This window comes from Pacificibacter marinus (genome assembly GCF_018860505.1).
GTDB lineage: Bacteria > Pseudomonadota > Alphaproteobacteria > Rhodobacterales > Rhodobacteraceae > Celeribacter > Celeribacter marinus_B.
In genome coordinates, this window is record NZ_JAHKPU010000011.1 from 1 (window position 1) to 10,632 (window position 10,632).

10 protein-coding genes are annotated in these 10,632 nt (G+C 52.7%); 7 read left to right on the forward strand and 3 right to left on the reverse strand.

All coding sequences use genetic code 11. The features are described 5' to 3' along the window. Positions 1–180, reverse strand: a 180-nt coding sequence (locus tag KO503_RS02180; protein WP_215989966.1) for a hypothetical protein, incomplete at its 3' end; no start/stop codon positions are given. Positions 181–649: 469 nt separating this feature from the next. On the opposite strand from KO503_RS02180, the gene KO503_RS02185 reads away from it, so the two are divergent. Further along, a complete protein-coding gene (locus tag KO503_RS02185; RefSeq protein ID WP_215989967.1) occupies positions 650–1,810 on the forward strand; it encodes an IS30 family transposase in 1,161 nt (386 codons plus the stop codon). A gap of 123 nt (positions 1,811–1,933) precedes the next feature. Here KO503_RS02185 and KO503_RS02190 read toward each other — a convergent pair whose 3' ends face one another. Beyond that, positions 1,934–2,542: a TetR/AcrR family transcriptional regulator gene (locus KO503_RS02190; RefSeq protein WP_215989968.1), complete on the reverse strand. Its 609-nt coding sequence runs from the start codon at positions 2,540–2,542 to the stop codon at positions 1,934–1,936. Positions 2,543–2,635: 93 nt separating this feature from the next. Here KO503_RS02190 and KO503_RS02195 point away from each other — a divergent pair, with 93 nt between their 5' ends. The 6 genes from KO503_RS02195 to KO503_RS02220 all read left to right on the forward strand — a co-directional run bounded on the left by KO503_RS02195 (position 2,636) and on the right by KO503_RS02220 (position 10,006). After that, positions 2,636–2,920 (forward strand): DUF3817 domain-containing protein, encoded by a 285-nt coding sequence (locus tag KO503_RS02195; protein ID WP_215989969.1) that lies wholly within the window; start codon positions 2,636–2,638, stop codon positions 2,918–2,920. After that, positions 2,920–3,315: a CopD family protein gene (locus tag KO503_RS02200; protein WP_215989970.1), complete on the forward strand. Its 396-nt coding sequence runs from the start codon at positions 2,920–2,922 to the stop codon at positions 3,313–3,315. The genes KO503_RS02195 and KO503_RS02200 overlap by 1 nt, the downstream gene beginning before the upstream one ends. A 232-nt stretch (positions 3,316–3,547) precedes the next feature. Further along, a complete protein-coding gene (locus KO503_RS02205; protein WP_215945428.1) occupies positions 3,548–4,210 on the forward strand; it encodes a potassium channel family protein in 663 nt (220 codons plus the stop codon). A gap of 2 nt (positions 4,211–4,212) precedes the next feature. Then, positions 4,213–5,556 carry a TrkH family potassium uptake protein gene (locus KO503_RS02210; protein ID WP_252730910.1) on the forward strand — a complete coding sequence of 448 codons (1,344 nt, stop codon included), beginning with the start codon at positions 4,213–4,215 and terminating at the stop codon, positions 5,554–5,556. A gap of 404 nt (positions 5,557–5,960) precedes the next feature. Then, positions 5,961–8,711 (forward strand): AAA family ATPase, encoded by a 2,751-nt coding sequence (locus KO503_RS02215; RefSeq protein WP_215989971.1) that lies wholly within the window; start codon positions 5,961–5,963, stop codon positions 8,709–8,711. Beyond that, complete coding sequence (locus tag KO503_RS02220) at positions 8,708–10,006, forward strand: McrC family protein (RefSeq protein WP_215989972.1); 1,299 nt, start codon at positions 8,708–8,710, stop codon at positions 10,004–10,006. Before KO503_RS02215 ends, KO503_RS02220 begins: the two co-directional genes overlap by 4 nt. A gap of 275 nt (positions 10,007–10,281) precedes the next feature. Here the strand turns inward: KO503_RS02220 and KO503_RS02225 are convergent, their stop codons facing one another. After that, the gene (locus tag KO503_RS02225; RefSeq protein ID WP_215989973.1) at positions 10,282–10,575 is read right to left on the reverse strand and encodes an integrase core domain-containing protein; all 294 of its coding nucleotides are present in this window, start codon (positions 10,573–10,575) and stop codon (positions 10,282–10,284) included. Positions 10,576–10,632: the final 57 nt, after the last annotated feature.

Consider the following 10,632-nt stretch of genomic DNA (forward strand, 5'->3'; position numbering starts at 1 on the left):
ACTAAAACCGGGCAAGACCAGCCCGCTATCCAGTGCGTCTTTGATCTCTGGCAGCATATTAAACACAGCTTTTTTGGAGGACAGGGTGTCGGGATGTTTCGTCGCCAAGCCTTTGATCTCTTTTTTGATCGCCGCAAGATCCTTCTTCGGGATACGTTTTTTCTTAGATGTTTGTGTCATTCTAATGATCCTTTATGTTGGTCTTAATATTTTCTTTAGGATCAATATTTTGAAAATCGAGGTATTTTTGGGATTATCCCCAAAAAAGTGGATTGTGGCCCGACATCTGAATGACCGAGCTCGATCATGTGGTTGCCTTGTGTCTCAAAGTTCGATGCGCAGATGTTTTTTATGATGAGCGCTGTGACCAAATGTGTCATTCAAATCGGATTTTTGTGCCTCACGACTTCATGAGTTGTGTGAAAGCCGTTTTGAAGTTTGAGACCACGTTGATTGGTGAAACCAATGCACGAGAGGGATCTTTCCTGCACCGCAGCAAACGAGCAAAGCCTGATAAAAAAAGGCGCTCGCGCCGAATTTGGAAGTCCCATTTCTGCACTCGCAACCGTTAGTTTGTCAACAGAATCGGCGGTGGGCTCAACAGGTGGACGCAACACTTTAATCTTTAGGAAAAGATGGAGTGTTCAAAATGAAGTATCGTCGCCGTATTTATTATTCGTCCTTGCCGCGGGCTGAGATTTGGGATCGTTGGCAACGCGGAGAGTCGATGAGCTCGATTGGGCGGGTGTTCGACCGCAAGTCATCGTCGGTTTTTTCTGTGATCTCACCGACGGGTGGTATTCGCCCTGTTGACCGAAAGCGTAGTCGGAAAACCTTAAGCCTTGCAGAGCGCGAAGAGATATCCAGGGGGCTGTGCGTCAAACACTCGCTGCGTACAATTGCGCAGCGGTTGGGTCGATCGCCTTCGACCATCAGTCGCGAAGTTATGCGCAATGGCGGGGCTTCAAAGTATCGGGCGACAGCTTCTGATCAAGCCGCATGGGACCGCGCCCTGCGCCCCAAGAAATGCAAACTGGCTTGCCACCCAGATTTAAGCGCCGCAGTATCAGCCAAGCTGCGCCGCAAATGGTCACCCGAGCAGATTGCGGGCTGGCTGAAACGCAGTTTCCCCAAGGAACCACACAAACGAGTGTCACACGAAACCATATATAGAAGCCTTTATATCCAAGCACGTGGCGTCTTGAAGAAAGAGTTACTTGAGCACCTGAGAGCAAAGCGAACTGTCCGCAGGTCTAAGCATGCGAGCCTCAAACGGAAGGGGCTTGGCCAGATCAAAGATTTAGTATCGATCAGTGAAAGGCCTGCATCAGTTGAGGATCGAGCCATACCTGGGCACTGGGAAGGCGATTTAATTGGCGGCTCAAAAAACAGTTATATAGCGACACTTGTTGAACGGCATTCACGATATGTCATGCTTGTGAAGGTTGCAAATAAGGATACTGAAAGTGTTGTCTCTGGCTTGATCAAATCCTCGCAAAGGCTACCGAGAGAACTGTACAAATCCCTCACTTGGGATCGAGGGAAAGAGCTGGCAGATCATGCCCGCCTAACGATGGCCACTGATGTCGAGGTCTACTTTTGTGATCCGCAGTCTCCATGGCAACGCGGCTCAAACGAAAACACAAACAGGCTACTGAGACAATATTTACCGCGTGGAACAGATTTATCTGTGCATTCTCAAGCCAAACTCAGTGCGATTGCGCGACAGCTTAACGAGCGTCCACGAAAAACCTTGCAATACCAAACGCCAGCAGAGAAGTTTGCACAGTGTGTTGCCTCGATCCGTTGAGCCCACCGCGGAAACCGGACGTTCGCTGCAAGTGCGCGATTATTGGTTCTCATAGTGCAAAGCCGACATTCTCCACCCTGCCTGCGCGGTAGCTCTTGCCGCGTCATGCGCCAAACGCGCCCTTTAATGCCGAACCGGAAACCCCTGCGCCAACGCCGCAGCGAACCCATGGAAGAGCGCATCAATTTCTGTGTCTGGACGCCCAGCAACTATAGCACCGAAGAAATTCACCGAGAAAGACACATGCATGACCCCAGCGAATAACAAGTCGATATCCATATCTGGTGAAACTTTGCCGTTATCCTGTAACCGTCTGACACGGATGCGAAAATTTTCATCCGCGAGACCATCTGAATGCACGCGCCCCTTTTCTCGAAACTCGCCATCGATGGCGGCGCGACTGACAATCAGCCGCACGATGTCCTCGTCCTTCAGATCGTCGCGTAGCTTTTCGTGCAGGTAACTGTATATCTCGTCTTCCAAGGTATCCTGCGGCGGATAGGATAACTTCCCCTCTCGGCGGCTCGCAACAAATTGATCTGTCAACGCAGTCAGCAACCCCTCTTTGCCGCCGAAATACCGGCTGATCAGCGATAGGTTCGCTTGGGCCGCTTCCGCAATCTCGCGCAATCCAGCTGCATCGTATCCGCGTCGGGCAAACACAGCCCGGGCCGCGTTGAGAATGCGGGCCTCGGTCGCGGCGCGGTCTTTTACGATGCTGGCTTTTTTCATTGATATCATCTCCGTGTGAACAACTGTTTACACGGGTCAAGCCTCGTCGTAAAGTAAACATACGTTTACATAGAGAGATTCGGAGGATCCTTCATGATTGGCCTTATGCGTGCCGCTATTTTCGAGGCTCTGACACTCCTCGCCCTGTTTTGCGTGGCGATGCCACTGAAATACTTTGCAGGAATGCCTCAATTCGTTTCTGTCATGGGGCCGCTCCACGGATTGGCCTTCATGATTTTCCTCTGGTTCGTGATCCGATCCTGGGCAGAAGGTCTGATCGGCTGGACAGGGGCCGCGCGCCTTTTTGTCGGTGCGATGATCCCGTTCGGCGGCTTTGTCAATGAGCGCTGGCTGCGCCGAAAAATGGAAGAAAAATAATGCTTTACGACCTCACCAAAGCCGCACATCTGATTGCTCTTTTCGTTTGGCTCGGCGGGATGGCCGCAGTTGCCCTCGCACTGCGATATCCAGCCTTGGTCCATATGAAACCGTTGCGGGCCTATGACAGAGCCGTGTCCTCTCCTGCGATGATCCTCGCCTTGCTTTTCGGCATATCGCTTGGGGTTCAGGGCGGCTGGTTTACATCAGCATGGTTGGGGATGAAGATTGTGCTCGTGCTCGGCCTCTCGGGATTGCACGGTGCTCTGGTCGGAAAACTGCGCCGCGCGGTGCAGGACAACGGGGGTGACGCAAAGCCCACGGGCGGCCTGTTCCTGTTTGTCGGGCTAGCCCTATTGTCGCTGATCGTCCTTCTTGTGACGATCAAACCATGATTGCATCGCGTTGCCAGGTTGGGCCTAAGCCCTCTTTTTTCGGAAGAGAGAAAGAGCAGACATTCAAATGAGGAAACGCAACGACAGCAAAGTCCGCACAGCCGGCGCTCGCCTTCCTGTTTGGCGTTGATTTGGTATGCAAATGCAGAGAATATCGGCAAAGAGCCCATGTTGACATCTTTTTGCATTGCGGCAATGTTCCGCGACAGTCAAATTGGATGGACGCAACGCATTGAATATCAAAAAACGAACCTTTGGTGTCGTTGGGCTGGGCAACTTCGGAAGTTCTGTTGCAAAGGAATTGCAGCGGTTCGGCAACCATGTAATCGGCATCGACATCTCCGAGGCGCGTGTCGCCAACCTTGCAGATACCTTATCACAAGCCATGATCGTAGATGCTCGGGATGACGCAGCGCTGCGTGATGCCGGTTTCAGCGACTGTGATACTGCTGTCGTTGCTATGGGGGATGATTTGGAGGCCAGCATCCTGTCGGCGATGAACCTCAAACTTGTCGGCGTTCAGGTCGTTTGGGCCAAGGCTACGACAAAAACCCATCACCGAATTCTTAAAAAAATCGGTGTGGACAGGATCGTTCACCCGGAGGTCGAGGTTGGTCAACATATCGCGCAAATTCTGCACAATCCGCTTATGCGTGACTATGTTAGCCTCGGAAACGGCTTCCATGTGGTGAACTTCCGCATACCCGAGAGCCTCGAAGGTCGAAGCCTGAACGAGTTGCCACATGGCAAGGCCTACAATCTTCGCTGCATTGGGATTATGAGGGGGAGTGAATTCATCGGGCAGGATGGCTCAGAGTGCCAGTTGCAGCGCGATGACCTACTTCTACTGCTGGGCCAGCGGAAGGACCTTCACAGCTTTGCGGCCAGCCTCTAATCATGACTGCATCACTCCGGAATTTTCTCAGGCGGAAGAAAAAACTGCGAATGCCGCCGCCTGCGCTGTTATCGCTTTTCTACATAGCACTGATCCTTCTAGGCGCTTTATTTCTCTGGTTGCCCATCTCGCATTACGGTGACATTGGTCTGAGCGAAGCTATATTCACCGCGACCTCGGCGGTGACAGTCACCGGGCTTGCTCTTGCCGATACCGGATCCGCCTTCACCGGATTTGGTCAAGCGATCATTGCGATGCTCATTCAGCTTGGCGGGCTCGGGCTTATGACCTTTGCGGTGCTCTTGCTCGGAGCTCTGGGGATCCCAGTCGGCATGCCACAACGGCTGATCCTGCGCGAAGACCTAAACCAGACTTCGCTGTCGAACCTCACGTATATTGCTCGCATGATCCTTGTCATCGCCCTCGCCTGCGAGACGGCTGGCGCCGCCCTTTTAGCTTTAATATTTGTCCCTGAATTTGGCTGGACTGGCCTTTGGCAGGCGGTCTTTCATTCGGTCTCTGCCTTCAACAATGCCGGGTTTGCCCTACACCCCGACAGTCTTTCGCAATGGGTCGGAAACCCGATTGTCAATCTGGTGATCCCCGCTCTTTTCATCTTGGGTGGGCTTGGTTTCATCGTTGTGGGGGATGTCTACAAAACACGAAACTGGCGCAAACTAACCCTACATTCCAAGCTGATGCTTGTCGGCACCGCTTTCCTGATCGTCTGGGGTAGTGTCATGTTCGGACTTTTGGAATGGCGAAATCCCGCGACACTGGGACACCTAAGCACCATCGACAAGCTGTGGGCGAGTTGGTTTCAGGGGGTCACCCCGCGCACCGCAGGCTTCAACACGATCAACACCGGCGGGATGCATGATAGCACGTCCCTGCTGACGATGACACTCATGCTGGTCGGCGGCGGCAGCACCTCGACTGCAGGAGGGATCAAGGTCACTACACTATTCGTCCTACTTCTTGCCACGGTCGCCTTCTTTCGGCGTCAAACCACGTTGCATGTCTTTGGTCGATCCTTGGGGGTGGAGGAGGTCATGAAAGCTCTCGCACTGACGACAATATCCATGCTGCTCGTCCTAACGGGGATCTTCGTAATGACAATCAACCACGATGGTCAATTCATCGACGTCGCATTCGAAGTGACATCCGCCTTTGGAACGGTGGGCCTATCACGTGGGATCACGGGTGAGCTTGATGGCACAGGGCGCGGCATCATCATGACGATCATGTTCGTCGGGCGCGTCGGCCCTTTGGCAATCGGTTTTTTCCTCGCCACCCGCAGCGTTCCAAAGGTCAAATACCCCTCAGGGCAGATTTACTTGGGGTGAAAAGCAGCTAAGTTCAACAGCGGTTGTTTTTCTTCTTTAGCAACTACCTCTAGTATCGCTGCTAACGACGGCTTTGTCCCGCCAAGCCGCCATCCAGCATGTCGAAATGCTGCGCCAGCGGGTCAATGTCAGCTTCTGGGAAGCTGCAATGCACAGGCGATAGGAACGACCAACGGCAGCTAAGGGCCGTTCATGTCCTACTCTAGCTGCAATTAACCACTGCACGCGGACGCTGCAGCGATTCAGTGGAGACATTCGCTGCGGAAGCACCAACGGCGCTCGCTCGGGAAACGACTGCCACGTTCAGGGTATCTACATGTTTGAATTGACTAAAGAACTGGCCCCTATGCACGGGGACCTGAGTTCATTATCGTAGCAAAAACGGTTAGGTTCAAGGTGCTGATTTGAAAGAGACTGAATTTAGAGACTGGCTTGCAAAAAGCGGTCAGGGTGAGGCGACGGTTGATACGCGTGTGAAGCGACTGAGCCGTATTGAAGGGGTTCTCGGCGATATAGACGCGTGTTTTGATCGAGAGGGATATGTCTCCATTCTCGAACAGTTCCGCTATAGCAGTAAGGATCAGAGAGCGGGGCGTGAAAACCCGTCACCGCTCGTGATTGATGGCGAGCTTCGAACCAACTTGGCGAGCTATAGTCAGGTGCTTCGCAATTACCGAGACTTTCGCGAAAATAAAGGCACGCGTGTCTCACATGGTGAGTTGCTCAAACAGTTGACGCGAGAACATATCCTCGCCGCGATGCGGGAGTGTGATACACTGGGTCTGGAGGCTTTCCTCTCCACCTATCAATATTCGAAGCCAAAAAAATATTGGGTTTTAAGTGAAGATGCGCAGGTCCAATATCCTGTGAAAGGCATCGTGGGCGCGGCGCTGCAATATCTCACGGATGGTCAAGCGGTCACGGCTTCTGAATTTTTCAACGGCTATGGAGAGGTGCAATCGGTCACCTGTTTGCGTGATTTGGGTTTTGAGATACTAGACGGCAGGCAGGATACTTTCTCGCGTCACAAGATCGAAGCCGCGATGGACGCCTACGCGGCTTATCTTTCCGATGGTGCCCACGCAGATGTATTCGCAGTATTTGGCGAGGCGAAGGACTATTGGGTGCGCTCGTCGCGTGCGCGCAATAAACGCGTTTTTCCAAGCAAGCCCATTGTCGGTTACCTCATCGGGAAAGCACCATCAAATTTCAACGGTGGCTGGTCGCAAAGCTCTGATGCCGCCGCTCGTTTGCATCAGGCGGGCTATGTGATTGTGGATGCAGATGACGTGCCGCTGCCTTTGCCGGAGCAATACATCCATCTGGAACGCGGCGCAGATCGCATGCGCAAATGCGCGTTGAATTATTACGTTGAATCTGCGCGTGAGCAGGGTGCGGTCGAGGTATCAATCGCCGCGCGTGATTTACACAACGCATTGGGGCTGAAAAACGATTTTCCAAACATGTGCCAAACCCTAGGCGGCGAAAAATTCCTAAAGCTTGCAAAGCTCGACACGCCGACCATTACGGGGCCGAACCCGAGCAGCACCACAATATTTACCTATCCCTTGAATGCAAATGCGAAGGGGGCGACTATGCCTGACTGTGCGCAAGACCCGTTGACACCAACCACTAACCTTATTCTCTATGGTCCGCCCGGAACGGGGAAAACCTATCGCACGGCATTCGAAGCGGTGCGGCTATGCGACGGGGAAGCCAAGGCGACGCAATTGGAGGCACAAGGACGCGGTGCCTTGATGGAGGCCTACTCGGCTCTGTGCAAGGCAGGTCGGATCGAGTTTACCACGTTCCACCAGTCGATGTCCTACGAGGAGTTCGTTGAAGGCTTGCGCCCGACCCAAGCCGATGGCGACGTGGGGTTTCAACTGGCGCCTGAGGACGGGATTTTCAAACGCATCGCGAAACGGGCGGAGAAAAGTCGTGCCAAAGGTACGCAAAAGTCTGGTTTCTTCGACGGACGCAAGATTTTTCAAATGTCTTTGGGTGTATACGAACCCCGAGGCGAGAATGAAGTCTTTGAACATTGTATGCGTGATGGTATCGCGCTGCTCGGCTTTGAGGACATTGATTACACAGATAATAAATACAACAGCCGCGACGAAATTTTGAAAGTCTGCGAGGAAAGGGGGACCAAGTCCGAACGTTATTCCATGCAAGCGGGTGCTGTGCAGATGCTCGACGTGTTTCGCAACGAGGTTTCTGTCGGTGATATCCTAGTCGTCTCTATGGGCAATTCAAAGTACCGCGCAATTGGCGAGGTGGCAGGGGCATATGAATACGTTCCGCGTGACCGCAATTCCTATTGTCAGCGACGGGCAGTGAACTGGCTCTGGGTCGATCGTGGCGGGCGGCCTGTCAGCGAAATTCACGATACGAACTTTATGCAGAAATCGCTTTATTCCTTGCAAGCGAACCGTCTGAATCTACCTTTGTTAGAGAAATTGATAAACGCTGAAGATGTTGACACGACGACCGGCTTGCAAGCTCTCCAAGACCACGTTCTCATCATCGACGAGATCAACCGCGCCAATATCTCTAAGGTGTTTGGCGAGCTGATCACGCTGTTGGAGGCGGACAAGCGGGTAGGGGCCGAAAATGAAATCTGCCTGACATTGCCATACTCGAAAGCACTATTCGGTGTGCCACGGAACCTGCATATCATTGGCACGATGAACACCGCCGACCGGTCCATTGCATTGCTCGACACGGCGCTGAGGCGACGGTTCGAATTCAAAGAGGTGATGCCCAATCCAGATGTGCTGCGCGGCAAGGTTCCTCAGTTTGATCTGGCAAAGTTGCTCACGGATTTGAATGGCCGCATCGAGTATCTCTTTGATCGGGAACACCAAATCGGCCATGCATACTTCACGTCCTGCCAATCGGTCGCGGACGTCGCGGCGGTGATCCGCGATAAAATCATCCCGCTTTTGGCCGAGTATTTCTATGAGGATTGGGCAAAAATTGCTCAGGTTTTGGGCGACGGTGATCTGGTGCAAGGTGCGCGCAAAACGGGTAAATTTCTGCGTGTGGAAACGATTCAACCGCCAACTGGCTTAGAACTGGATGGCGCAGAGGAGCGTTTGCGTTGGCTTGTTCAAAGTGAGTTTGATCTGTCGGATTATAAGCTGTCATGAGGCACTATGTGCTGCAGGAATGGTGCAGTCTGCCCATTGGCATTGAGGAGGGGTGTATCGCACCATCTCATGCGGATGCTTTGGTGCAGGCCGCTGAAAATTCGGCATTTGCGCGTCGTGATCGCATGGGCGTGTTGGTTCAAGAGCGTCACAAGCTGCGGGCGAAAGGTATTGTTGGCGTGATTGCGGCGCAGGGCTGTAGTCTGGAAATTCTTCCCAAAATCGAAGGAGTCGAGACAGCAGGGGCCGTGCGGCGCCGTTTGGTGCATATGCTGGGTGTGGCTCATGAGATCCCAATTGACCTTGGCGAAAGCGCGCAGCTTCAATGGCAGAATGATACGCTGTTGGATGTGTTGATCCGCGCCTTTTGCAACAGGTTGACCCTGGCGCTGCGCAAGGGCATGCCGCGGGCCTATCTGGACTGCGAGGATGATTTGCGTGTATTGCGCGGGAACCTTAATGTCGCGCGGCAGTTTACCAAGCATGCGGTCAACCCATCGCGCTTGGCCTGTCGCTACGATGCGTTGTCGGCTGATATTCCTTTGAATCAGATCATGAAGGCAACGGTTCGATATTTGTTGCGATTTGCACGGTCTAAAGGGCTTCAGCAGCGTCTACGAGAGCTCACCTTTATGTATGATGGGATCGCGGATCTGCCTGTTTACGCTCTGCCTTGGGGGGCGGTGCAATTGGATCGCACCAACGAGACCTGGCGCGCGCTCTTGGCATTGGCTCAGCGTTTGGTCGATCGACAGTTTCAGTCCACCACAAATGGTGCAGGGCAAGGCGCTGCGATTTTGTTTGATATGGGGCGTCTATTTGAAGAATACGTCGGCCGTCAGTGTCAACGCTCTCTGTATGGGGAAGGATTTGAAGCGCGGTTACAATCCGGCAGGAAATTTTGCCTCCAGGATTTAGAAACGGGCCAAGCGCTTTTTCAAACCAAGCCGGATATTCTCATCAGGCGGCGAAAAGGTGGAGAGGTGGTTCATGTCATTGATACGAAATGGAAACGTCTCACCGCACAGATCGACGATACGAAACGCGGTGTTTCTCAAGCAGATGTGTATCAGATGATGGCCTATGCGCAGCTTTATGAAGCTCAGGAACTAACGTTGCTCTATCCCGCGTCTGCGCCACAGTTCAACGATGTGTGTTGTTTGAAGTCGCTTTTGTTGCCTGACGGAAAACGACTTCACGTCGTTACTGTGTCATTGGCGTTGTCTCCAGACCAAATAAAAGAAGGCCTGCGACGTCTAACAGTAGCAGATATTTTCGCTGCACCGTCTCAATAATTGACTGGTTAAACGGTAATCCCCCCTAAAATTAGTGTTGTTCAAAAGTAGAATTTTCTCGGCAAGATATCTGAGGAGATTTACGATGAAGAATGGACGATACAGCGACGCGCAGATCATGCATTGCCCGGCAGGCGATTGCGCAGCAATCTGCCGAGAGGGGCGGTGTTGAAGCAGGCGGAGGGCGGTGTTCCGGTTTCTGAGCTTTGCCGAGTAAAGTGGTCCCACTTATTCGGACAGTTTTGCGGTTCAGCTAAGATGTAATCGGGTTGATTTCATGCCGCCTTCTGGGTTCGTTCTGTGTCAAAGAATGCATCGTCCGGTGACCGTTTGTCGAGAGCGGTGTGAGGCCGCTCGATATTGTAGAAGTTGATCCAGTCTTTGATCACGCGTTTAGCTTGGAAGCCGTCCTGCAATTCGTGGAGATAAACGGCCCCCTGTTTTAGGGACCGCCACAGCCGTTCGATGAAGATATTGTCGAGATAACGGCCGCGCCCATCTATTACCGTCAGGGTATTGAGTAGCAATATCCCGAGAGGCATTGAGATTTTGACTTCCGCCTCGGTCAAAGTAGTGATCCAAGCTGAACCTGTGAACTGCGATCTTTGGACGCCCTTCTAAGTGTC

What these genes read in the sequence shown, in the direction of transcription:
- KO503_RS02185 (WP_215989967.1), top strand. Translation starts at nt 650, where the DNA reads ATGAAGTATCGTCGCCGTATTTATTATTCGTCCTTGCCGCGGGCTGAG.
- KO503_RS02190 (WP_215989968.1), bottom strand. Translation starts at nt 2,542, where the DNA reads ATGAAAAAAGCCAGCATCGTAAAAGACCGCGCCGCGACCGAGGCCCGC.
- KO503_RS02195 (WP_215989969.1), top strand. Translation starts at nt 2,636, where the DNA reads ATGATTGGCCTTATGCGTGCCGCTATTTTCGAGGCTCTGACACTCCTC.
- KO503_RS02200 (WP_215989970.1), top strand. Translation starts at nt 2,920, where the DNA reads ATGCTTTACGACCTCACCAAAGCCGCACATCTGATTGCTCTTTTCGTT.
- KO503_RS02210 (WP_252730910.1), top strand. Translation starts at nt 4,213, where the DNA reads ATGACTGCATCACTCCGGAATTTTCTCAGGCGGAAGAAAAAACTGCGA.
- KO503_RS02220 (WP_215989972.1), top strand. Translation starts at nt 8,708, where the DNA reads ATGAGGCACTATGTGCTGCAGGAATGGTGCAGTCTGCCCATTGGCATT.